This window comes from Gulosibacter sediminis, from assembly GCF_030011715.1.
Lineage (GTDB): Bacteria > Actinomycetota > Actinomycetes > Actinomycetales > Microbacteriaceae > Gulosibacter > Gulosibacter sediminis.
In genome coordinates this window covers 44,582-66,516 of record NZ_JASCYH010000002.1, presented here as the reverse complement: position 1 = coordinate 66,516, position 21,935 = coordinate 44,582, and the positions used below count along the sequence as shown (strand labels likewise).

The 21,935-nt window shown below is 66.8% G+C and carries 20 protein-coding genes; 17 read left to right on the top strand and 3 right to left on the bottom strand.

Annotation, left to right across the window (positions count from 1 at the left end):
- Positions 1–2 precede the first annotated feature (2 nt).
- From QM019_RS01495 to QM019_RS01440, 12 genes are all read left to right on the top strand, one after another.
- Complete coding sequence (locus QM019_RS01495; RefSeq protein ID WP_282851585.1) at positions 3–938, top strand: ABC transporter permease; 936 nt, start codon at positions 3–5, stop codon at positions 936–938.
- Positions 938–1,786: an ABC transporter permease gene (locus QM019_RS01490; protein WP_282851584.1), complete on the top strand. Its 849-nt coding sequence runs from the start codon at positions 938–940 to the stop codon at positions 1,784–1,786. Before QM019_RS01495 ends, QM019_RS01490 begins: the two co-directional genes overlap by 1 nt.
- The gene (locus QM019_RS01485; RefSeq protein ID WP_282851583.1) at positions 1,786–3,447 is read left to right on the top strand and encodes a dipeptide ABC transporter ATP-binding protein; all 1,662 of its coding nucleotides are present in this window, start codon (positions 1,786–1,788) and stop codon (positions 3,445–3,447) included. Before QM019_RS01490 ends, QM019_RS01485 begins: the two co-directional genes overlap by 1 nt.
- A gap of 10 nt (positions 3,448–3,457) precedes the next feature.
- The gene (locus tag QM019_RS01480) at positions 3,458–4,654 is read left to right on the top strand and encodes an LLM class flavin-dependent oxidoreductase (RefSeq protein WP_282851582.1); all 1,197 of its coding nucleotides are present in this window, start codon (positions 3,458–3,460) and stop codon (positions 4,652–4,654) included.
- The gene (locus QM019_RS01475) at positions 4,651–5,973 is read left to right on the top strand and encodes an LLM class flavin-dependent oxidoreductase (protein WP_282851581.1); all 1,323 of its coding nucleotides are present in this window, start codon (positions 4,651–4,653) and stop codon (positions 5,971–5,973) included. Before QM019_RS01480 ends, QM019_RS01475 begins: the two co-directional genes overlap by 4 nt.
- Complete coding sequence (locus tag QM019_RS01470) at positions 5,970–8,009, top strand: FAD/NAD(P)-binding protein (RefSeq protein WP_282851580.1); 2,040 nt, start codon at positions 5,970–5,972, stop codon at positions 8,007–8,009. Before QM019_RS01475 ends, QM019_RS01470 begins: the two co-directional genes overlap by 4 nt.
- A gap of 22 nt (positions 8,010–8,031) precedes the next feature.
- A complete protein-coding gene (locus tag QM019_RS01465) occupies positions 8,032–9,462 on the top strand; it encodes a dipeptidase (RefSeq protein WP_282851579.1) in 1,431 nt (476 codons plus the stop codon).
- 71 nt (positions 9,463–9,533) lie between these two features.
- Positions 9,534–9,899, top strand: coding sequence for an iron-sulfur cluster insertion protein ErpA (erpA, locus tag QM019_RS01460; protein ID WP_125105776.1), 366 nt, complete (start codon positions 9,534–9,536; stop codon positions 9,897–9,899).
- Between the two features lie 149 nt (positions 9,900–10,048).
- A complete protein-coding gene (ctaC, locus tag QM019_RS01455; RefSeq protein WP_282851578.1) occupies positions 10,049–10,966 on the top strand; it encodes an aa3-type cytochrome oxidase subunit II in 918 nt (305 codons plus the stop codon).
- An 18-nt stretch (positions 10,967–10,984) separates the two neighbouring features.
- Positions 10,985–12,709, top strand: a complete 1,725-nt coding sequence (gene ctaD / locus QM019_RS01450) for an aa3-type cytochrome oxidase subunit I (RefSeq protein WP_282851577.1) — start codon at positions 10,985–10,987, stop codon at positions 12,707–12,709.
- Positions 12,710–12,715: 6 nt separating this feature from the next.
- Positions 12,716–13,135, top strand: coding sequence for an aa3-type cytochrome oxidase subunit IV (gene ctaF, locus QM019_RS01445; protein WP_282851576.1), 420 nt, complete (start codon positions 12,716–12,718; stop codon positions 13,133–13,135).
- A 60-nt stretch (positions 13,136–13,195) separates the two neighbouring features.
- On the top strand, positions 13,196–14,332 hold the full coding sequence (locus QM019_RS01440) for a winged helix DNA-binding domain-containing protein (protein WP_282851575.1): 1,137 nt from the start codon (positions 13,196–13,198) through the stop codon (positions 14,330–14,332).
- 12 nt (positions 14,333–14,344) lie between these two features.
- Here the strand turns inward: QM019_RS01440 and QM019_RS01435 are convergent, their stop codons facing one another.
- The 3 genes from QM019_RS01435 to trpD are packed head-to-tail and all read right to left on the bottom strand — an operon-like array spanning position 14,345 to position 16,268.
- On the bottom strand, positions 14,345–14,881 hold the full coding sequence (locus QM019_RS01435) for a hypothetical protein (RefSeq protein WP_282851574.1): 537 nt from the start codon (positions 14,879–14,881) through the stop codon (positions 14,345–14,347).
- 3 nt (positions 14,882–14,884) lie between these two features.
- The gene (locus tag QM019_RS01430) at positions 14,885–15,145 is read right to left on the bottom strand and encodes an HPr family phosphocarrier protein (protein WP_193127766.1); all 261 of its coding nucleotides are present in this window, start codon (positions 15,143–15,145) and stop codon (positions 14,885–14,887) included.
- Positions 15,146–15,197: 52 nt separating this feature from the next.
- Entirely contained in the window at positions 15,198–16,268 is a 1,071-nt protein-coding gene (gene trpD, locus QM019_RS01425) for an anthranilate phosphoribosyltransferase (protein ID WP_282851573.1), read from the bottom strand.
- Between the two features lie 25 nt (positions 16,269–16,293).
- Between trpD and ctaE the strand changes: the two genes are divergently transcribed.
- The 5 genes from ctaE to QM019_RS01400 all read left to right on the top strand — a co-directional run bounded on the left by ctaE (position 16,294) and on the right by QM019_RS01400 (position 21,925).
- Positions 16,294–16,977, top strand: coding sequence for an aa3-type cytochrome oxidase subunit III (gene ctaE / locus QM019_RS01420; RefSeq protein ID WP_282851572.1), 684 nt, complete (start codon positions 16,294–16,296; stop codon positions 16,975–16,977).
- A 24-nt stretch (positions 16,978–17,001) separates the two neighbouring features.
- The gene (qcrC, locus tag QM019_RS01415) at positions 17,002–17,841 is read left to right on the top strand and encodes a cytochrome bc1 complex diheme cytochrome c subunit (protein ID WP_282851571.1); all 840 of its coding nucleotides are present in this window, start codon (positions 17,002–17,004) and stop codon (positions 17,839–17,841) included.
- A 51-nt stretch (positions 17,842–17,892) separates the two neighbouring features.
- A complete protein-coding gene (qcrA, locus tag QM019_RS01410) occupies positions 17,893–18,972 on the top strand; it encodes a cytochrome bc1 complex Rieske iron-sulfur subunit (RefSeq protein WP_282851570.1) in 1,080 nt (359 codons plus the stop codon).
- Positions 18,956–20,563, top strand: a complete 1,608-nt coding sequence (gene qcrB / locus QM019_RS01405; RefSeq protein ID WP_125105786.1) for a cytochrome bc1 complex cytochrome b subunit — start codon at positions 18,956–18,958, stop codon at positions 20,561–20,563. Before qcrA ends, qcrB begins: the two co-directional genes overlap by 17 nt.
- A gap of 147 nt (positions 20,564–20,710) precedes the next feature.
- Positions 20,711–21,925: a thiolase family protein gene (locus QM019_RS01400; protein ID WP_282851569.1), complete on the top strand. Its 1,215-nt coding sequence runs from the start codon at positions 20,711–20,713 to the stop codon at positions 21,923–21,925.
- The last annotated feature ends 10 nt before the right edge of the window (positions 21,926–21,935 follow it).

Genomic DNA, 21,935 nt, shown 5'->3' with positions numbered 1-21,935 from the left:
CGATGGCGACCTACCTTCTGCGCCGCATCGGCTTCGGCGTCCTCATCATCTGGGCCGCGTTCACCGCGGCCTGGCTCATCCTCTTCTTCCTCCCCGGCGACGCGGTCGCGGCAGCGGGCGTGGATACGTCCGACCCGGCGGCGCTCGAAGCCCGCCGAGAGGCGCTCGGCCTGAACCGACCCTGGTACGTGCAGTATGTTGCGGCCCTGTTCGGTGCCGTGCGCGGTGACTTCGGCGTCACCGTCGGCACCGGTGAGCCCGTCTCACAGATCATCGCTCGCTCGCTGCCGAACACCCTCGAACTTGTTGGCGTCGCGCTCGTGTTCGCGCTCATCATCGGCCTCGTCGTCGGCATCGCCTCGGTGTACCCCCGCGCCGCCTGGCTGCGCGGGCTGCTCTCGGCGCTGCCGCCCATCGCGATCTCGCTGCCGTCGTTCTGGCTCGGCCTCTTGCTGCTGCAGGCGTTCTCGTTCGGCCTCGGCTGGTTCCCCGCCTACAACACCGGCACGTTCGCCTCGATCGTGCTTCCTGCGCTCTCGCTCGCGATCACGACCGGCGCGTACCTCGCCCAGGTGCTCGCCTCGAGCCTGCGCATCGAAATGGCGAGCGCCTACGCCGAGCAGGTGCGGGCGAAGGGTGCCACGCGCCCCCGCATCGTGTTCGGCCACGCACTGCGCGGCGCGGCGTTGCCCTCCCTCAACATGGTCGGCATCCTCGTCGCCGGCATGCTCGGTGGCACCGTCGTGACCGAGACGGTGTTCTCGCGCAACGGGCTCGGCCGCGAGCTGATCGGCGCGGTCGAGAGCAGCGAGATTTCGGTCGTACTCGCGATCGTTACGATCGCGGCGCTCGTGTTCGTCGTGATCAACCTCCTCGTCGACTTCGTGACCCCGCTCATCGACCGCCGAATCGCGCTGACCGGAAAGGTGGCGGCATAGTGACCTCGCTCACCCAAGTCACCAGCAACGCTGGCGCTCGCCGCAAGGTCGGCCTCGCCGGCAACATTGGCCTCGGCGTCGCCGTGCTGATCGTGCTCGTCGTCGTCGCGTGGGCCATCTGGCCCGGCCTGTTCACCGCGACCGACCCGGCTGCGGTCGACACCGCCGACCGGCTTCAGGCGCCCTCGGGCGCGCATCCCTTCGGCACAAACCAACTCGGGCAAGATGTTTACGCCCGCACCGTCTACGCCGCCTCGGTGACGCTCTCGGCGGCTGCACTCGCGGTCGGGCTCGGCTTCGTGGTCGGCTCGGTGCTCGGCCTGCTCGCGGGCTACCTGCGCGGCTGGGTCGACGAGGTGGTCATGCGCATCGTCGACGTGTTTCTTTCGATCCCCGCCATCCTCCTCTCGATCGCCATTGTCGCCTCGCTCGGCTTCGGCATCGTCGAGATCGGCGTGGCCGTCGGAATCACGTCGATGGCGACCTTCGCCCGCGTCATGCGCTCATCGGTGCTGCAGAATGCGCAGGCCGTTTACGTCGAGGCCGCGCTCATGAGCGGCGCCCGCTGGTACACCGTGCTCTGGCGCCACATCCTGCCGAACTCGATCACGCCGGTGATCTCGCTCATCGCGCTCGAATTCGGCGTCGCGCTGCTCGCCATCTCGTCGCTGAGCTTCCTCGGCTTCGGTGCGCCGCCAGACGTGCCCGAGTGGGGCGCGCTGATCTCGGCCGGCCGGGACTACATGGCGACCGCTTGGTGGCTGACGGTGCTGCCGGGGCTCGTGATCGCAATCGTCGTGCTCGCCACCTCCTACATTTCGAACCGAATCGCACGGGCAGGTAAGTGATGACGACTGCAACAACCACGCCGCTGCTGCGGGTACGCCAGCTCCACGTCGATTACCAGACCGACGGCGGCGACGTCGCCGGTGTCGCGGGCATCGACCTCGAGGTCAACCGCGGCGAGATCGTCGCGATCGTCGGTGAGTCCGGTTCGGGCAAGTCGACGCTCGCCCGAGCCGTCCTGCACCTGCTTGCGAGCAACGCCACGTCGCGCGCCGAGGAACTCGCGTTCAATGGCCTCGACCTCGCCGGGTTGAGCCGCAGCGAGTGGCACCGCGTGCGCGGCGCGCAGCTCGCGCTCGTGCCGCAGGACCCGACGCTCTCGCTCGATCCGCTGCTGCCGGTTGGTCGACAGGTCGCCGAGACCCTGCGCATCCACGGCCTTGCCTCGCGGTCGGCCGCGCCGAAGCGCGCGATCGAGCTGCTTGCCGAGGCCGGGGTCGACCAGCCCGAGGTGCGCGCGCAGCAGCTGCCGTCGCAGCTCAGCGGCGGCCTGCGCCAGCGCGCGCTCATCGCCGCCGCCCTCGCGGGTGACCCCGAGCTGCTTGTCGCCGACGAGCCGACCTCGGCCCTCGACGTGACGGTGCAGCGGCAGATTCTCGACCGGCTCGAGCAACTGCGCAGCGAGCGCGGCCTCGCGGTACTCCTCATTACCCACGACCTCGGCGTCGCGGCCGACCGCGCCGACCGCATCGTCGTGATGCAGCACGGCAAGGTCGTCGAGACCGGCAGGGCCGCGGTCGTGCTGCGGGCACCGAAGCACGAGTACACGAAGTCGCTGGTCGCGGCGGCTCCGGGCCTCGGCCGCACCGTCGTGCGCGAGCGGCATTTCGTCGACGCGAGCGACGCGCCACTGCTCGAGCTCGAGGACGTGCACAAGACCTATCGCATTCGCCGAGGCGAGACCCTCGACGCCGTGGGGGGCGTGAGCCTGCACATCCACAAGGGCGAAACCTATGCGCTCGTCGGCGAATCGGGCTCGGGCAAGACGACGACGGCGCGCGTCGCGCTGCAGCTTGAACCGGCCACGTCGGGTCGCGTCAGGTTCGCGGGAGAGGACGTGACGGGCGCCCGCGGCGAGGCCGCTCGCGAGCTGCACCGCCGGTTCCAGCTTGTGCACCAGAGCCCGTTCGCCTCGCTCAACCCATTGCGCACCATCGGCCAGACCATCGCCGAGCCGCTTCGCGAGTTCTCGGTCGTCGCACCGAAGCAGCGGGATGCGCGGGTCGCGGAGTTGCTCGACTCCGTCGCGCTGCCGCCGGAGTTTGCCTCGCGCCGACCCGAGCAGCTCTCGGGTGGCCAGCGCCAGCGCGTCGCGATCGCCCGCGCGCTTGCGTCCGAGCCCGAGTGCATCGTGCTTGACGAGGCCGTCTCGGCCCTGGATGTCTCGGTGCAGGCGCAGGTGCTCGACCTGCTCGCGCGCCTCCAGCGCGAGACCGGGGTCGCGTACCTGTTTATTACGCACGATTTAGGCGTCGTGCGCGAACTCGCCGACCGAGTGGGAGTATTGCGACAGGGTCAGATGGTCGAAACCGGGTACACCACCGAGGTGCTCGACCACCCAACCGAGGCATACACGCGGGCACTCGTGCAGGCGATTCCGGGCACCAATCTCAACGTTGCCGGGGCCTCGCAGCTCACCGGCGCGAACGAATCGAACGACTAGGAGCATGACAGTGACGAGCAAGTTCTCGATCGGACTCGCGGCCAAGGGAGCCGGCTGGCATGCCGGCGCGGATGCGGTGGGCGGCTTCGCGCCGCAGGACCCGGCCGCGTGGGCCAAGCTCGCGCAGCGCGCCGACGAGGCCGGCATCGACGTGCTCACCATCGAAGACTCGCTGGCGCCGCTCGGCACCTCGGCGAGTTTCGACTCGTTCATACTGACGAACTGGCTTGCGCCGCAGACGACGCGCATCGGCCTCGTGCCGGCCGCGACGACCTCGCTGCTCGAGCCGTTCCACACCGCGACCGCCGTGGCAACGCTCGACTACACGTCGGAGGGGCGCGCCGCCGTGCGGCTGCGCACCGGTGGCTTCGCGGACGAGAGCGCCGCGGTCGGTCGAGAGGACACACTCGGCAACATCCGCGAGGCCCGCGCGCTGCCCCCGCAGGAATTCGAGCGACTCATCGCCGATCGCTTCAACGAGGGCGTCGAGTTCGCCGAGGTCGTGCGTCTGCTCTGGGACTCGTGGGAGGACGACGCGGAGATCCGCGACCTCGCGACGAGCCGCTTTATCGACCGCGAGCGCATCCACAACCCCGAGTTCACGGGCGAGCACTTCTCAGTGTTTGGCGCGTCGATTACGCCGCGCCCGCCGCAGGGTCAGCCGCCGGTGTTCTCGCTCGCGCACACGCACACGCCGTACCGCTTCGCCGCGGTGACCGCCGACGTCGTGCTCATCACGCCCGAGACCGAGGGCACGCTCGAGGAGATTCTCGCGTCGCTCGCCGAGGGCGCGAGCGCCGTCGACCGGCAGGGCAGCCCGCTCAAGGTCTGGGTCGACTACAACATCCTCATCGCCGATGACGCGGCGGCTCGCCTCGCCGAGCTTGAGGCCGCGGGCGGTGAGCTCGCCAGCGACGCCGCGCTGATTGCCGGCACCGCCGATGAGGTGGCCGCACGCATCCTCGAACTGCGCGACGCCGGCATCGACGGCATCCGCGTGCGCCCCCTCGTGACCGACCGCGACACCGAGGCGTTCATCTCGGAGGTACTGCCGAAGCTGCGCGACGCCGGGGTCGAGCCCGCCGAGGGCGCCAACCTGCGCGAGCGGCTCGGACTCGCGCCCGCCGCCAACCGTTTCGTGACAACCCCGCCGTTCACCGCGAACGCGGCCGCCGTCACTGCCAGCACCCAGGAGGTCTCCGCATGAGCGAGCAGCACCGTCAGATCCACTTCGCCGCACACTTCCCGGGCGTCAACCAGCAGACCATCTGGAGCGACCCGAATGCGGGCAGCCAGATCGAGTTCGAGTCGTTCCGTCGCTTCGCGGAAATCGCCGAGCGCGGCGTCATGGACTACATCTTCCTCGCCGAGGGTTTGCGTCTGCGCGAGCGCAACGGCGAGATCCTCGACCTCGACGTGCTCGGCCGCCCGAACACGGTCTCGATCCTCGCGGCGCTCGCCGCTGTGACGAAGCACATCGGCCTCGTCGGCACGCTGACCACCACGTACAACGAACCCGTCGACCTCGCGCGCCAGCTGCGCAGCCTCGACGTGCTGTCGAACGGCCGCGCGGGGTGGAACGTCGTCACGACGACCAACGCCTTCACCGGAGCGAACTTCCGCAAGGGCGATCACCTGCCATACCCCGAGCGCTATCTGCGCGCGCAGGAAATGATTAGCGCGCTCGAGCAGCTCTGGGAGACCGAGCTCGGCGAGACCACGACGCTCGACAGCCGGTACTTCCAGGCCACCGCGACGCAGACGCTCCCCGCGAGCCCGCAGGGCCGACCGCTGTTGGTGCAGGCGGGCGCCTCGGGCGAGGGGCGCGACATCGCGGCCCGCAACGTTGACGTCGTGTTCTCGATGTTCGGTGAATTCGCCGAGGGCCAGAAGTTCCGCACCGACCTCGACGAGCGACTCGAGCACTTCGGCCGCAACGCCGAAGACCTCAAGATTCTGCCGGCGATCACGCTCGCGATCGGCGACACCGAGGCCGAGGCACAGGAGCGCGCGCAGGCGATTCGGCACGCGCAGGTGAGCGGCCCGAACGCGATCTACTTCATGGAACAGATCTGGGGGCGTGAGCTGAGCGGCGTCGACCCCGACGGCCCGCTGCCCGACTTCGACCCCGTGCCGCCGACGCACGCGACCGGCCGTGTGCCGCACTACGGCGACGTCGAGGAGCGCACCGCGCTCGTGAACCGCTGGCGCGCCGAGTCGGAGGCCGAGGGTCTCAGCCTGCGCGACCTCGCGGTGCGCGAATACGGTCGCCCGAGCCTCATCGGCACGCCCGAGCAGATCGCCGACGAGATCATTCGCCGGGTCGACGAGCGCGCCTGCGACGGCTTCACCCTCGTCGGCGACATCGTGCCCGACGGCCTCGCTGAGTTCGTCGACCGAGTCGTGCCGATCCTGCAGGAGCGCGGCGCCTACCGTACCGAATACCCTGAGAACGCCACCCTGCGCGAGCTGCTCGGCAGCGCGGCCGCACCTTCTGTACCGTTGGAGACCCCGGAACGAGTATGAGCCGACACAATCGCGCGATCCGTCTCGTCGACCGCGACGCCCACCAGCCGACCCGCTGCATCACCTTCGTTGGTGCCGGGCCGGCTGCTGCGGGCGTCGTCGAGCGAATCGCCGCGAACCAGGCCGAGATCGATGACCGGCCGCTGATCATCCACCTCGTCGACCCCTACCCACCCGGCGCGGGGCGGATCTGGCGCGACCAGCAGTCGGGGCTGCTCAAGCTCAACTCGATGGCCGGCGATGTGACGATGTTCACCGACGACTCAAGCACGATCGACGGAGCGATCGAGCCGGGTCCCGACCTGGCGGCCTGGGCCGAGCTCGTGCGAACCCGCCGCATCACCGACGTCGACATTGACGTTGACCGTGACCCGGAGCTCGCGGCAGAGCTCGACGGACTGCGGCCCGAGAGCTTCCCAACGCGTCGCCTGCACGAGCGCTACATGACCTGGTGCCTCGAGCGCAGCGCCGACCGCCTGCAGCCCGGCTCGAAGGTGATGTGGCACCGAGCGGCCGTGGTGAGCGTGAGCGACACCGAGACCGGCGCGCAGGTCGTCGAACTCGACTCGGGCGACGAACTCACGACCGATCTCGTCATCTACACCTTCGGCCACCTTGGCTCGCACGTGAGCGGTGAGGCGAAGTTTTTCACCGACTTCGCGCAGGCGAAGCAGGCGCGGTACTACGCGCCGGCGTTCACCGCCGACCTCGACTACGGCGACATTGCGCCCGGCGACGAGGTGCTCGTGCGCGGACTCGGCCTCGCTGCCATCGATCTCGTCGTCATGCTCACCCTTGGCCGTGGCGGCGAGTTCGTGCGCGACCGCGGCGAGCTGCAGTATGTTCCGAGCGGTCGCGAGCCGAAACTGCTGCTGAGCTCGCGTCGCGGCGTGCCGTATCGCTCGAAGGTCGCCGCCCCGCTGCGCGGCAGCCACTACGAGCCGCGCTTCTTCACGCCCGAGATCGCGCAGCAACTCGCCGACTCGGTCGCCGAACTGCAGTTCTACCGTGACCTCTGGCCGCACATCGAACGTGAGCTGCACCACGGGTATTACCTCGAGCTGTTCACGGGCTCGCCCCGCCGCGTCTCGCTGCCGTGGTCGGAGTTCCTCGAGGGGCTCGAGGCACTCGACCTCCACGGCGAGGACTACCGGGCGCTCGTCGAGCGCGCGGTGCCGGATGCTGCCGACCGGCTCGACGTGGATGCGCTCGACCGGCCACTCGCTGGCGAACGCTTCGAGAGCGCCGACGAGCTGCAGGCGCGCGTGCGCGAGCACATGCGCAACGACCTGCTGCGCCGCACCGACCACCGCTACTCGGAAAACACCGGCCTGTTCGTGGCACTCTTCCGGATCTACCTCGCCGTGGCCGAGCTCGCGACGGCGCGCAACTGGCAGCCCGAGTCGTACCTCAACGACTTCCAGCGCCGCTGGTACAAGTTTTTTAGCTACATCGCCTCGGGCCCTCCCGGCGAGCGCATCGAGCAGCTCATCGCGCTGAGCGAGGCGGGCGTGATCGAATTCGCCGGTGCCGACGTGCACGTGCGCGCCGACGGTGAGACGGGGCAGTTCGTGGCCACGAGCCCGAGCCTGTCCGGCGAACGCCGCAGCGACACGCTCATCGACGCGTGGCTGCCCGACCCGAGCATCCGCACTACCGATTCCGCGGTGCTGCGCGATCTCATCGACTCCGGTGCGGGCCGCGAGCAGGTCGTCGGCTCGACGCCAAGTGGCTACGTTGATGTGCGACTCAGCGACGGCCGGCTGATCCGCGCTGGCGGTGGCGTGCATCCCCGCCGCTACGCAGTGGGGCCCGGCACGAGCACGCCGCAGGGCGGCGCGTTCGCGCGACCGCACACGAACGCGCTCTCGTTCCGTATCTGGGATCGGGTCGCGCGGGCGATTCTTGGCGAGCTCGTCGAGATTCGCGGCGCGGGTGACCACTCGACCGTGCACACGGGCGCCTCTGACACCGAGCTTGAGCAGATCTTCGACGGGGCCGCGTACTTCCAGCCCGACACCGAGTCGACGCGCTAGCGCACGGCCTAGGCTGGTCGGCATGAGCAAATTCGATCCAGCCGAACTTGCCGAGCAGCTGCGCGACCGCGTGCAGCTCGGTATGCCGAACACCATTGACCGCCTCGCTCGCCTTGTGCGCATCCCCTCGGTTTCGTGGGATGCGTTCGACCGCGAGCACGTGAGCTCGAGCGCCGAACGCGTGCGCGAGCTGTTCGCGGGTACCGGCATGTTCGACGAGGTGGGCATCCACCAGTACGACATCGACGACGAGACGCCTGGGCAGCCGGGCGTGATCGCTCGCCGCGAGGCGAGCGAGGGCTGGCCGACCGTGCTGCTCTACGCCCACCACGACGTGCAGCCGCCCGGACGCGACGAGCTCTGGGACACCCCGGCCTACGAGCCGACGCTTGTGGGGGAGCGGCTCTACGGCCGCGGCGCCAGCGACGACAAGGCCGGCGTGCTGCTGCACGTTGCCGCGCTCGAGACATTGCACGACCTCTGGGAGGCCGCTGGCGAGCGCTTCCCGCTCGGCGTTTCGATCTTCGTCGAGGGCGAAGAGGAAAACGGCTCGGGCAGCTTCACGAAGTTCCTCGATGCCCATCGCGAGGCGCTTGGCGCCGATTACATCATCGTCGCCGACAGCGATAACGCGGCAATCGACGTGCCATCGCTCACCGTCGCGCTGCGCGGCAATGTCACCTTCAACCTCACGGTGCGCACGCTGCGTCACGCCTCGCACTCAGGCATGTTCGGCGGCGCGGCACCGGATGCGATGCTCGCGGCAGTGCGTTTGCTCGACACCCTCTGGAACGCCGACGGCTCGGTCGCGGTCGAAGGTGTCGATAGCCACGACGCGCAGGTGCCAGAGATGCCGGCGTCGCAGCTCGTTGAGGAGGCGGGCGTCATCGGCGGTGAGTTGCTCGGCAGCGGCCCCGTGCTCGCGCGCACCTGGTACCAGCCGTCGGTCACCGTCACCGGCATCGACGCGCCCGACGTCGCGAACGCCTCGAACACGCTCATCCCCGAGGTGCGCGTGCGTATCTCGGCTCGCATCGCTCCGGGCACGGACGCCGAGGCCGCGGCCGAGGCGCTGCAGTCACACTTGCGGGCAAATGCGCCGTTCGGTGCCGAGCTCGAGTTCGATTCGCTGAATACCGGCCGGCCGTTCCTCGTCGACGTCGACGGCGATGGTGTCGAGCGGATGCGCGCTGCGATGGCCGAATGCTGGGGCGCGGACGCGCAGCTCTCGGGCATCGGTGGGTCAATCCCGTTCATCGCCGACCTGGTCGACCGCTTCCCGGCTTCGCAGATTCTCGTGACGGGTGTCGAGGACCCAGCAACCCGGGCGCACTCGCCCAACGAGTCGCAGCATCTCGGCGTGCTGCACCGCGCGATCCTCACCGAGGCGTGGTTCCTTGCCGACCTCGCGGAGAATCCGCCGCTTGGTGACGGATCGGTCGAACGGGAATAGAATTTTTCGAAGCGACGTTCTGAACGTCAGAGCGCTGGCGCTGTGACGGCGCGGCGAGGGCAGGAGAAGACATGACACAGGTACTCGATGGCATCACCATCACCGAAAACACGCACGGCGTGACGCTCACGCAGGCGGCCGCCGACAAGGTGAAGTCGCTGCTCACGCAGGAGGGTCGTGATGACCTGCGTCTGCGCGTTGCGGTGCAGCCGGGCGGATGCTCGGGGCTGATTTACCAGCTTTACTTTGACGAGCGCGAGATGGCGAACGATGCGTCGGTCGACTTCGACGGCGTCGAACTCATCGTCGACGAAATGAGCGCGCCCTACCTCGATGGCGCATCGATCGACTTCGCCGACACGATCGAAAAGCAGGGCTTCGCGATCGACAACCCGAACGCGGGCGGCAGCTGCGCCTGCGGTGACTCGTTCCACTGAGTCTCCTGAGAACCGCGCACGGCGGGTCCGTACTGATACCGGTGCGGGCCCGCCGTTCGTTTCCGTGGCGAACCCGTGTCTGGCCGCCCGCCCGTTGCGAAGGGTCTACACTGGGAGTTGTCTGTATGCATCTTCTCGAAAGGTCCAACGTGCGGAAGAACCACCGGAAAATCGCGGCATCACTGGCGCTTGCTGCCCTCGCCTCGGTGACGCTGGCCGGATGTACTGCCCAGGAGCTCAATGGCTTCATGCCCGGCGAAGTTGGCACAAGCGACTTGGGCGACATGGTCTCGACGTTCTGGGTGAACTCGTGGATCGTGCTGCTTGTCCTCGGTGTGTTTGTCTGGGGACTCATCATCTGGGCGACCGTCGTCTACCGCCGCCGCAAGAACGACACAGGCATGCCGCGACAGATCCGCTATCACATGCCGATCGAGATGCTCTTCACGATCGTGCCGGTGATCTTGGTTGCCGGCTTCTTCGCATTCACCGCGCGTGACCAGGCCATCGCTGAAGAGGTCTACACCGAGGGTGAGATGGACGTACACATTGAGGTGTACGGCAAGCAGTGGGCGTGGGACTTCAACTACCTGCCCGTTGATGGTTCGGAGTACGACGGCAACGTCTACTACCAGGGCGTCCAGGCCGAAGAGGTGCGCGACGAGAATGGCGACACGACCGGCGAAATCAACGAGGACGAGCTTCCCACGCTCTACCTGCCGGTTGGCGCGCAGGTGACGATTGACCTCAAGTCCCGAGACGTTGCGCACTCCTTCTGGGTGCCGGAGTTCCACTACAAGGAAGACACGATCCCGGGCAAGACCAACCACTTCTCGCTGGTTGCGGAGCGCGAAGGCACGTACATCGGTAAGTGTGCCGAGCTGTGCGGTGAGTACCACTCGATGATGCTCTTCAAGGTGGAGGTCGTCTCTCAGGCCGAGTACAACGAGTACATCCAGTCGCTGCGCGACGAAGGCAACACCGGTGCCGTCGGCGACGAGGCTAACCGCAACAACCAGAACCCTGGCACCAAGGTTCCGGTCATCGAGCAAGACGAAGCTGAATAATCTCTAGGGCAGGGTGAAATGACTACTACGCAGAACAGACCCGCGGCAGCGCAGTCGCCGCAGGCCGCAGAGCCCGATTTGACGCCGAGCAAGGTGGGCAACAAGGGCAATTTGATCATCGATCTCCTCACCACCACCGACCACAAGAAGATCGGGTACATGTACCTTGTCTCATCGGTCGTGTGGTTCTGCATTGGTGGCGTGATGGCGCTCCTCATCCGCGGGCAGCTCTTTGCCCCTGGCATGGAGATGATCGCGACGAAGGATCAGTACAACCAGCTCTTCACGATGCACGGCACGATCATGCTGCTGATGTTCGCGACCCCGCTGTTCTCGGGATTCGCCAACGTGCTGCTGCCGCTGCAGATCGGAACGGCCGACGTTGCCTTCCCTCGCCTGAACGCCTTCGCGTACTGGCTCTACTCCTTCGGCGCGATCACCGCCGTGATGGGCTTCCTCACCCCGGGTGGTGCGGCCGCCTTCGGTTGGACCGCCTACACGCCCCTTTCGCTGACGACGTTCTCGCCGAGCGTCGGTGGCAGCCTCTGGCTCGCAGGCCTTGCCCTGACGGGGTACGGCACCATCTTTGGTGCCGTGAACTTCATCACGACGATCGTCACGATGCGCGCGCCGGGTATGACCATGTGGCGCATGCCGATCTTCACTTGGAACACCCTCATCACCTCGATCCTCATCCTGTTCGCCTTCCCGGTGCTCACCGTTGCCTGGTTCGGCGTGCTGATGGACCGCGTATTTGGTACCCATATCTACGACGTGGATTTGGGCGGTGCGATCCTCTACCAGCACCTGTTCTGGTTCTTCGGCCACCCAGAGGTGTACGTCATTGCGCTGCCGTTCTTCGGTATCGTCTCCGAAATCTTCCCGGTGTTCAGCCGCAAGCCGATCTTCGGTTACAAGACGCTCGTGCTCGCTACCATTTCGATCGCCGCGCTGTCGGCTTCGGTGTGGGCGCACCACATGTACGTCACTGGTTCGGTACTCCTGCCGTTCTTCTCGCTGATGACCATGCTCATTGCTGTGCCAACGGGTGTGAAGATCTTCAACTGGCTCGGCACCATGTGGCGCGGTTCGATCACGTTCGAGACACCGATGCTCTGGTCGCTCGGCTTTCTCGTCACCTTCCTCTTTGGTGGTCTCACCGGCGTTATCCTGGCGTCGCCAATGCTCGACTTCCCGCTCTCCGATACCTACTTCGTGGTCGCGCACTTCCACTACGTCATCTTCGGTACCGTCGTGTTCGCGATGTTCGCGGGCTTCTACTTCTGGTGGCCGAAGTGGACGGGTAAGATGCTCAACGAGGGCCTCGGCAAGGTTCACTTCTGGCTGCTGTTCGTCGGCTTCCACCTCACATTCCTCGTGCAGCACTGGCTCGGCGTCCTCGGCATGCCCCGTCGCTACTACACCTACCAGGCCGAGGACAACTTCACGTGGGCCAACCAGGTCTCGACCATCGGCGCCATCTTGCTCGCGATCTCGATGATCCCGTTCTTCCTCAACGTGTACCTGACTCACCGCAACGGCAAGAAGGTCACGGTCAACGACCCGTGGGGCTACGGTGGCTCGCTCGAGTGGGCGACCAGCTGCCCGCCGCCGCGCCACAACTTCACGGAGATCCCGCGCATCCGTTCGGAGCGTCCGGCGTTCGACCTCAACCACCCCGAGTACGCGGCGCCGGGTGCCCACCTGGAGTCCGACACCGTTGCGAGCGGAAAGGCGCACTAGTCCAAGATGAAAACCACACGCAATATTCTGTGGGGCCTCACCGCCTTCTACTTCGCAGTGTTCGTCGGTTACACCGTGTGGACCGCGGTTATCGAGAAGGAAGCAGAGTGGGTCGGTATCATCGGCTTCGCACTCATGAGCCTCTTCTCCGCGTTCATCGCGTGGTACATGGGTCTCGAGAACAAGCCATTCGCTCGTAACCTCCTGCCGGAGGACCGCGAGGAGGCCGAAATCAGCGAGGCTGACCCCGAGCTGGGCGTGTTCGCCCCCCACTCCATGTGGCCCGTGATCCTTGCCGCGGCCATCGCTGCCGTGTTCGCGTCGATCTGCTTCGGCTGGTGGCCGGTCTTCTGGTTTGCCCCGATCGGGGTCGTCGGTCTGCTCGGCTGGATGTTCGAGTTCTACCGCGGCAAGTACGCGCACTAGCGATTCGCTGAACGGAGCCCTGCAATCTCACGGTTGCAGGGCTTCGTTCGGTTCAGGCGGATGCTCGATAATTGGGTGATGGTCACCGCGAACGAACTCGTCGAGCTGCGCATGATTGCCCAAGGGTTCGTCACGGCGCCCTTCGCGACTCCGGCCGCCGCCGCGGCACACCTCTCGGCGTCCCAGGGCCAGCACCTCGGCGGTGTCATTGCTTCCCTGGCACTCCGCACGACGAGCGGGGCGCGCGCCGATGTTGTGTCGGCCTTCGCTCGCGGCGAGATCGTGCGCGGCTATCCGATGCGCGGAACTGTGTTTGCCGTCGCCGCCGACGACCTGGCCTGGCAGCTCGCACTCACCGGGCCCCGCCAGCTCGCCTCCGCCAAGCGACGGCGGATCGAGCACGGGCTCGATGAGTTGGTGCCGCAGGCGGCCGAGCTCGCCCGGGCGGCGATCGCGGCGTCGCCCGACCGAGCCATCACCAGGGCGGCCCTCGGCGAGGCGTGGGAGGCCAACGACATCCCGACCGATTCCGGCCGGCTCTACCACCTCGTGTTCACGCTCATGGCCCGGGGCGACGTCGCGTACGGGCCGCTGCGGGGCAGCGACCACCTGCTCGTCGACGCGCACGAGTGGCTGCCCGGCAGTTCGTCCCTCGAGGCGCGTTTCAACAGCGACGAGCGTGCCGCGCTCGAGCACTGGCTTCGGGCGTACCTCACCGGGCATGGTCCGGCGACGCTGCGCGACTTCGCGTGGTGGACGAAGCTGCCGCTTGGGCGCATCCGGGCCGCCGAGTCCGAGGCCACCTCCGAGCTCGAAGCGTACGGCGAGCTCGAGGGCGAGACCCGGTGGGGTCGCGCCGGCCTGCGCGAGGAGCGCGAGCGAATCGGCGCCGAGACGCTCGCCGTTGGCCGCCTGCTGCCCCCGTTCGACGAATTGGTACTCGGGTATCCCGACCGCCACTACATCGTGCCAGCGGAGCACCACGCCCGACTCGTGCCGGGCAACAACGGCGTCTTTCGCCCCTCGGCGGTCCGCCGCGGCGCGATTCTCGGCACCTGGAGCGCGAAGCAGCGGGCGGCGGGCCGCGAGTTCTTGCTCGAATCGTTCGCCGAGTCGGTGTCGGAGGCGGCGCGGGCCGAGTTCGCGCGCGCGTTCGCGAGCTATCCGCATCCAGAGCCGGATGCGGCGGGGGAGTAGCGCTCAGCCGCGCTAGTCGCCGTAGTGGTCGCGCACGATCTCGCCCGCGGTCACGGCGTCGCGGAAGCGCCGGACGTTGCCGGGGTGGATCGCGACGAAGCTGAAGAGGATGCCGACGATGGCAGTCCAGGCGAGCAGCGTCAGCACGTCGCCGGTCAGAGTCATGGGGATGAACCCGACGACGTACCCGCCGGCCATCGCGGCGGCGGCGTCGCCAGCCGAGAGGCGGGCCACGCGCGCCTCGGTGAAGTCCTGCGTGCCGGGCACGAACGAACGCATCACGACGTAGCCGAGCGCGTAGCCGAGCGACACGAGCGCGCTGACGATGAGCCAGCTGCCGAAGAGCGCCGGGAAACCGCTGGCGGCCAGATTCTGTCGGCCGGTCTCGGTGGCGTAGTGAAAGAGGAAAAACGAAACACCCCAGGCGAGGAAGGTGTCGACACCGATTGCAACCGCCGTCGGTCGCACCGGGCCACGAATCGCCGAGGCGAACACACGAACATCGTCGTCGTGCGCTGCGGCGCCCCCCGCCGGGGTGTTTCGCGGCATCGACTATTCGCCGAAGTTCGACTCAACGAGCGCGACGAGACCATTCACGGCGGCCTCGGCCTCGGGGCCCTCGGCGACGAGGGCGAGCTCGGTGCCCTTGGTGGCGCCCATGGCCATGATGCCGAGGAGGCTCTTCGCGTCAACGCCGTTGACGGTGACCTTCGCGTCGTACTTCGAGGCCTCCTTGACGAATTCCGAGGCGGGGCGGGCGTGCAGCCCGGTTTCGTTGTTCAGGGTGACGCTGCGGCTGATCTGATCGGACATAGTTACTCCTCGCGGTGATGCACTGGCGTGCTGCGGACGGCTTCTACCGTACTCAAACTTCGGTGTTGAACTTCTGGGATGCGGCCACGAATTGGTCAAGCTGTTCGATGGCCTTGCCGCTGTCGATCGCCGCTGCCGCGACCTCGATCTTTTCGGCGAGGCGATCCCGAATCGGGCGCTCGATCGACTCGGGCGACTTGGCGATGTCGAACGCGACGAGACCGGCAGCCGAGTTGAGCAGCACGATGTCGCGCACGGCGCCGGCGCGGTCGCCGCGCAGCGTCTCGCGGGCGATCTCGGCGTTGAACTCCGGCGTGCCACCGAGCAGCTCCTCGAGGTCGTAGGTGCCGAGGCCCACATCGCGGGGGTGCAGGTCATGCTCGGCGACGTCGCCGCCCGAGACCTCCCAGATGTGCGAGTAGCCGGTCACGGTAAGCTCGTCGAGGCCGTCGTCGCCGCGGAACACGAGCGCGGCGGCGCCACGCGTGCGAAACACGCCGACGATCACGGGGATCGATTCGCGGCGGGCGACGCCGACGGCGGATGCCTCGGCTCGCGTCGGGTTCGAGAGCGGGCCGAGCGAGTTGAACACGGTCGGAACACCGAGCTCCTTGCGCACCTTGCCCGCGTAGCCGAAGCCCGGGTGGAACAGTGAGGCGTAGAGAAATGCCTGGCCCGTCTCGGCGAAGATCTGCTCGAGGGCCTCGGCGTCGGTGCTGTGCACGGCGCCGAGCGCAGTGAGCACGTCAGAGGCGCCTGACTTCGCCGAGGCGGCGCGGCCGCCATGCTTGAGCACAGGGGTGCCGGTGGCAGCGATCACGAACGACGACATCGTCGAGACGTTGACGGTGCCGATCATGTCGCCGCCGGTGCCGACAATGTCGACGCCCCAGGCGGGGAGCTTGGTGGGCACGGCCTTCGCGAGAATGGCATCCCGGAAGCCAATGACCTCTTCGACGGTCTCGCCCTTGGCCCGCAGCGCGATCAGCCATGCGGCAAGTCGAGCGTCGGTGACGTTGCCAGCCATGACTTCTTCCATGGCCCAGGTTGCCTGGCGAACTGAGAGGTCCTCGCCGCGAAGCAGGGAATCAAGCATTTCGGGCCATGTTTGCAGCGAAGTCATAACAAAAAGAGTAGCGGGCGAAGAAATGCCGCCCCGCCTGTCAACTTTGCGAACCTGGGAAATCGGTCATAATGGTCATGTGACTTCTGCATCTCCCACTCCGACTGCACCGCGGGTCCATCGCCCCAATACTGTGGCGATTGGCACGATCGTCTGGCTTGGCTCCGAAGTAATGTTCTTCGCTGCCCTGTTCGCCATCTTCTTCACGCTTCAGGCCATGGCCCCGGCGCAGTTCGATGCCGGGCACGCCATGCTGAACATCCCCTTCGCCGTTGGCAACACGATCGTCCTCATCTCGAGCTCGTTCACGTGCCAGATCGGCGTTTCGCACGCTGAGGCTGGCCGTCGCAGCCGCAAGGACAACGGCGGTCGCTGGGCCACCATTGAGTGGTTCTACCTCAGCGCGATCCTCGGTTCGATCTTCATCGCGGGTCAGGTCTTCGAGTACGCCACGCTGGTCAGCGAGGGCTACGTGCTCAACCTGAACTCGTACACGAGTGCCTTCTTCATGGCCACGGGCTTCCACGGTCTGCACGTGACGGGCGGCATTCTTGCCTTCCTCATCGTGATCGTGCGCCTCTACGCCGTCCGCAAGATGGGCAAGCGCGAGATGCAGAGCGCCATGGCGATCTCCTACTACTGGCACTTCGTTGATGTCGTCTGGGTGGGTCTGTTCTTCGTCATCTACATCCTGCCGTTCATTCAGTAGCCGAGCCGAGGAGAAAGTTCGCTCATGTCTCTCACCACAACGAACCGCTCGGCCGCGAAGCGGAAGTCACGAGGGCGCGCACGTCGCAGCCCGCTCGCGACCGCGGCCCTGCTGGGAATCGGCCTGCTGCTGACGGGTGGCGCCTACGGTGCCATTGACACCGTCGTGGCCAACGCTGCCGAGGGTGGCAGCGAGGTCGACATGAACAGCGCGCAGACCATCGAGGCCGGCGAGAAGCTGTTCAACTCGAACTGCGCCACCTGCCACGGTATGAACGCGGTTGGCACCACCGAAGGCCCGAGCTTGATCGGTGTCGGCGCCGCCGCCGTCGACTTCCAGGTCGGCACCGGCCGCATGCCGATGCAGAACAACGCGCCGCAGGCGCCCGCCAAGCCCGTGCAGTTCACCGACGAAGAGACTGCGCAGCTCGCGGCCTACGTCGCATCGCTCGCCCCCGGCCCCGCGATTCCGGACGACGAGTACCTGCAGGGTGACGGCGACGCCGCCAACGGTGCAGAACTCTTCCGCATCAACTGCGCCATGTGCCACAACGTCGCCGCTGGCGGCGGTGCGCTCACCGAGGGCAAGTTCGCTCCCGAGCTGCAGACGGTCGCGCCCGAGCACATCTACGAGGCCATGGTCACAGGCCCGCAGAACATGCCGGTCTTCAGCGACACGAACCTCACGCCGCAGGACAAGGCCGACATCATCACCTCGATTCAGTGGATGACGCAGAACACCTCGATGGTCGGCGGCTACAACCTCGGGTCGATCGGCCCCGTCGCGGAGGGTCTGTTCATCTGGATCTTCGGCCTCGGTGCTGCCACCGGCTTTGCCATCTGGATCACTTCGCGGCCTAACTAGCCGTTCGATTCGTCACGTTTTTACTCCTCCACACTCCAGAAAGGCATCACCATGGCTGAAGACGAACACGGCGGCGAGCTTCGCACCGCCAATTCGTCGGACCGTGAGGTCAGCTCTGGCACGCTCGTAGAGCCCGCCGAGCCGCTCGAGAATCCGGGTCTGCCGGCGCATCACCACAAGGTGACCGACACGGATTCCGCTAAGGAAAAGAACACGGCGCGCGTCATCACGCTGCTGTTCTGGATCTCTCTCGCGTCCACGATTTTTGCGGTGCTCGCCTACTTCATCTGGCCGATCGACCGTGAAGACATCACGAGCGTTCGCTGGAACAACATGTTCGTCGGCCTCGGCATTGCCTTCGGCATGCTCTCGATCGGCTTCGGCGCGGTCGCGTGGTCGAAGTACCTGATGAAGGACGAGGAGATGGCCGAGGCCCGTCACAAGACGGGGGGCTCGCCGGCGACCAACAAGCGCGTTGCCGAGATCTTCAAGCAAGCCGATGAGGAGTCGGGCTTCAGCCGTCGCAAGCTGCTGCGCAACTCGCTCATCACCTCGGTGCTCGCGCTGCCGCTGCCCGGCATCGTGATGCTGCGCGACTTCTACAACGCGAACAACCCGAAGCCCGTTGAACTCATGCACGAAACGCTCTGGGACACCGGTGTGCGCCTCGTGCGCGACCCCACCGGCACGCCCATCAAGGCGTCCGAGGTCACCATCGGGTCCGCGTTCCACGTGATCCCCGACGGCCTGCTCGAGGTCGAGCCCGGCATGCTCAACGAGAAGGCAAAGGCCGTCGTGTTGCTCATGCGTCTGCCCGAGGAAAGCCTCAACGAGGCCGAGGACCGCAAGGACTGGTCGTACCACGGCATCGTCGCGTACTCGAAGGTCTGTACTCACGTCGGTTGCCCGGTCGCGCTCTACGAGCAGCAGACCCACCACCTGCTGTGCCCCTGCCACCAGTCGCAGTTCGATGTGACTGACCACTGCCGCGTCATCTTCGGCCCGGCGGGCCGTCCGCTGCCGCAGCTGCCCATCACCGTTGACAGCGAGGGTTACCTGGTCGCTCAGAGTGACTTCCACGAGCCTGTCGGCCCGACCTTCTGGGAGCGTCGCCATGACTACAACGTTTAAGGCACCTGCCGCCGAGACCGGCGCGGTCGCGAAGGCCGCCGTCTGGTTCGACGAGCGCACGAGCGTCTCGGGCGCCGTGAAGGAGCTCGGCCGCAAGATCTTCCCCGACCACTGGTCGTTCATGCTCGGTGAGGTCGCGCTCTACAGCTTTATCGCGATCCTCCTCTCGGGCACGTTCCTCACCTTCTTCTTCGACCCGTCGATGGCGCACGTCGAGTACGAAGGCTCGTACGTGCCGCTGCAGGGCATGGGTATGTCGGCAGCCATGGCGTCGACGCTCGACATCTCGTTTGATGTCCGCGGTGGTCTGCTCATGCGCCAGGTGCACCACTGGGCGGCGCTGCTGTTCGTGGCGTCGATCATGCTGCACATGGCCCGCATCTACTTCACCGGTGCGTTCCGCAAGCCGCGTGAACTCAACTGGGTCATCGGCCTCGTCCTCTGGGTCATCGCGATGCTCGAGGGCTTCTCGGGCTACTCGCTGCCTGACGACCTGCTCTCGGGTAACGGTCTTCGCATCGTCGACGGCATGATTAAGGGCGTTCCAGTGCTCGGCACCTGGATCTCCTTCTGGCTGTTCGGCGGCGAGTTCCCTGGCGACGCGATCGTCGGCCGCCTCTACTCACTGCACATCATGCTGCTGCCGGCCTTGCTCATCGTGTTCCTCGTGCTGCACCTGCTGCTCATGGTCGTGAACAAGCACACGCAGTGGCCTGGCCCCGGTAAGACCGAGGGCAACGTCGTCGGCAACCCGGTGCTCCCGGTGTTTGCGGGCAAGGCCGTTGGCTTCATGTTCCTCGTGCTCGGCCTCATCTTCTTCATCGCGTCGACGTTCCAGATCAACCCGATTTGGAACTATGGCCCGTACGACCCGTCGCCGGTTTCGGCAGGTACGCAGCCTGACTGGTACATCGGCTTCGGTGACGGCATGCTGCGACTGATCCCGCCGGGCCTCGAGGTTCCGATCGGCACGAGCTACACGATCACGTTCGCGATCCTCATCCCGTTCGCGTTCATGGGTCTGTTCGTCATCGGCCTGTTCGTGTACCCGTTCATCGAGTCGTGGATCACGGGTGACAAGCGCGAGCACCACCTGCTCGACCGACCGCGCAACGTGCCGTTCCGCACCGCGCTCGGCGCCGCGTGGATCAGCTTCTACGCCACAATGTGGGCGGCCGCGTCGTCCGACCTCATCGCCACGCACTTCCACATGGCGATGGAGCACGTCATCCACTTCCTACAGTTCTGGTTGATCATCGGAACGTTCATCGTCTACTTCGTCGTGCACCGCGCGTGTATCGCGTTGCAGAAGGCCGACCGCAACCTCGCGCTGCACGGCCACGAGTCGGGCCGCGTCGTGCGCCTGCCGCACGGTGAGTTCCAGGAAGTCCACGTGCCCCTCACCGACGACGAGCAGTTCGAGCTGCAGTACGACAACTTCGTGCCGGTGCAGCCCTACACGGATGCAAATGGCAAGAAGCAGGGCAAGCTGCGTGCGCGCCTGTCGCGCTGGTTCTTCGCCGACCGCATCGAGCCGGTCACGAAGGCTGAGATCGAGGCAAGCAAACACCACCACGGTGAACTGCACTAACGCCGCAGAACGAGGGCGGGCCCGAAGCAATTGCTTCGGGCCCGCCCTCGTTTTCGCGTGAGTTTCGCCGCTCTCGAAATACTGCAGGGCGTATACAGTAAAGTGAACCGCGAAGTCCGCACGTGTGTGAACAAAGGAGTTGGCCAAGTGGCTGAGGCATACATCATCGATGGCGTCCGCACCCCCGTGGGGCGCTACGGCGGGGCACTCGCCTCGGTCCGTCCCGACGACCTGGCCGCACTCGTGATCGGCGAGGTCGTGCGCCGCAGTGGCATCGATGCCACCTCGGTCGACGAGGTCGTGTTCGGCAATGCGAACGGCGCTGGCGAGGAGAACCGCAACGTCGCCCGCATGGCGTGGCTGCTGGCGGGGCTGCCACAGGAGGTGCCGGGGTTCACGATCAACCGGCTCTGCGCATCCGGCATGACTTCGATAGTTTCGGCGTCTCAGATGGTGCGCTCGGGCGACGCCGACCTCGTCGTCGTGGGCGGTGTTGAGTCGATGACGCGCGCGCCCTGGGTGGTCGAAAAGCCGGGGAGCGCCTGGGCGAAGCCCGGCCAGAGCTACGACACGTCGATCGGCTGGCGCTTCCCGAACCCCCGCTTCGTCGACGGCGAGCTCGCCCGCGACGGCAAGATGACCTTCTCGATGCCCGAGACCGGCGAGGAAGTCGCCGAGGTCTTCGGCATCAGCCGCGAGGACGCCGATGCCTTCGCGGTGCGCTCGCACGAGAACGCCTTCGCGGCGATCGAAGCTGGCCGCTTCGACAATGAGATCGTGCCTGTCGAGGTGCGCGACCGCAAGGGCAACGTGACGGTCGTCGACACCGACGAGGGGCCGCGCGCGGGCACGACGCTGGAGGTCCTCAGCCGGCTTCGCCCGGTGGTGAGGCCAGGCGGCGTGGTCACCGCCGGCAATTCTTCGTCGCTCAATGATGGCGCCTCGGCGCTCGTGATTGCCTCCGACCGCGCGATCGAGCGCTTCGGCCTCACGCCTCGCGCCCGCATTGCGGGCTCTGGCTCGGCCGGTGTAGCGCCCGAGATCATGGGAGTCGGCCCGGTGCCTGCGACGCGCAAGGCCCTCGACCGCGCTGGGTGGTCGCTCGACTCGGTGGGCGCGATCGAGCTCAACGAGGCGTTCGCTACGCAATCGCTCGCCACGCTGCGCGAACTCGGTGCCGACCAAGGCCGGGTGAATCGCAACGGTGGCGCGATCGCGCTCGGTCACCCGCTCGGTTCCTCCGGTGCCCGCATCACCGTGACCCTCATGAACCGCATGGAGCAGGAGGGGGCCGACCGCGGCCTCGCCACGATGTGCATCGGCGTTGGCCAGGGCACCGCCGTGCTGCTCGAGCGCCCGTAGCCGCCCGCGA

Bases quoted from the DNA above. Each gene is read 5' to 3' on its own strand.
- QM019_RS01495 (WP_282851585.1), top strand. From the start codon at position 3: ATGGCGACCTACCTTCTGCGCCGCATCGGCTTCGGCGTCCTCATCATC.
- QM019_RS01485 (WP_282851583.1), top strand. From the start codon at position 1,786: ATGACGACTGCAACAACCACGCCGCTGCTGCGGGTACGCCAGCTCCAC.
- QM019_RS01475 (WP_282851581.1), top strand. From the start codon at position 4,651: ATGAGCGAGCAGCACCGTCAGATCCACTTCGCCGCACACTTCCCGGGC.
- QM019_RS01470 (WP_282851580.1), top strand. From the start codon at position 5,970: ATGAGCCGACACAATCGCGCGATCCGTCTCGTCGACCGCGACGCCCAC.
- QM019_RS01465 (WP_282851579.1), top strand. From the start codon at position 8,032: ATGAGCAAATTCGATCCAGCCGAACTTGCCGAGCAGCTGCGCGACCGC.
- erpA (WP_125105776.1), top strand. From the start codon at position 9,534: ATGACACAGGTACTCGATGGCATCACCATCACCGAAAACACGCACGGC.
- ctaD (WP_282851577.1), top strand. From the start codon at position 10,985: ATGACTACTACGCAGAACAGACCCGCGGCAGCGCAGTCGCCGCAGGCC.
- ctaF (WP_282851576.1), top strand. From the start codon at position 12,716: ATGAAAACCACACGCAATATTCTGTGGGGCCTCACCGCCTTCTACTTC.
- QM019_RS01440 (WP_282851575.1), top strand. From the start codon at position 13,196: ATGCTCGATAATTGGGTGATGGTCACCGCGAACGAACTCGTCGAGCTG.
- QM019_RS01435 (WP_282851574.1), bottom strand. From the start codon at position 14,881: ATGCCGCGAAACACCCCGGCGGGGGGCGCCGCAGCGCACGACGACGAT.
- QM019_RS01430 (WP_193127766.1), bottom strand. From the start codon at position 15,145: ATGTCCGATCAGATCAGCCGCAGCGTCACCCTGAACAACGAAACCGGG.
- trpD (WP_282851573.1), bottom strand. From the start codon at position 16,268: ATGACTTCGCTGCAAACATGGCCCGAAATGCTTGATTCCCTGCTTCGC.
- ctaE (WP_282851572.1), top strand. From the start codon at position 16,294: ATGCCGCCCCGCCTGTCAACTTTGCGAACCTGGGAAATCGGTCATAAT.
- qcrC (WP_282851571.1), top strand. From the start codon at position 17,002: ATGTCTCTCACCACAACGAACCGCTCGGCCGCGAAGCGGAAGTCACGA.
- qcrA (WP_282851570.1), top strand. From the start codon at position 17,893: ATGGCTGAAGACGAACACGGCGGCGAGCTTCGCACCGCCAATTCGTCG.
- qcrB (WP_125105786.1), top strand. From the start codon at position 18,956: ATGACTACAACGTTTAAGGCACCTGCCGCCGAGACCGGCGCGGTCGCG.